Origin of the sequence: Streptomyces adelaidensis (genome assembly GCF_016598475.1) — a bacterium.
Classification (GTDB): Bacteria; Actinomycetota; Actinomycetes; order Streptomycetales; family Streptomycetaceae; genus Streptomyces; species Streptomyces adelaidensis.
On record NZ_JAEMUX010000308.1, the window covers coordinates 1 to 452 of the forward strand.

Consider the following 452-nt stretch of genomic DNA (forward strand, 5'->3'; position numbering starts at 1 on the left):
ACGGTTTGGGGCCACACGTTCGCGACCGCGTCCGGCAGGGCGGACAGCCCGTCGCAGACGAGCATGAGGACGTCTCTGACCCCGCGATTGCGCAGGTCGGTGAGGACTTGCTGCCAGAACTTGGCGCCCTCGCCGCCGTCGCCGGCCCACAGGCCGAGGATCTCGCGGTAGCCGTCGGCGGTAACCGCGATGGCCACGTAGATCGGCCTGTTGGCGACCTGCCCGTCACGGATCTTGACGTGGATGGCGTCGACGAAGACGACCGGGTAGACCGCGTCGAGCGGGCGGGTGCGCCACTCGTTCATCGAGTCCAGGGCCTTGTCGGTGATCGTGGAGATCGTCTCCTTGGACGTCTTCATCCCGTACACCTCGTCAAGGTGCGCGACGATCTCTCCGGAGGTCATGCCGCGGGCGGTCAGCGAGAGCACCATCTCGTCCAGGGCGCCGGTGCG

At 67.7% G+C, this 452-nt stretch carries 1 protein-coding gene; it reads right to left on the minus strand.

Features of this window, described 5'->3' with window-relative positions:
* On the minus strand, window positions 1-452 hold a 452-nt coding region (locus tag I8N67_RS41990; RefSeq protein ID WP_200309672.1), incomplete at both ends, for an IS256 family transposase.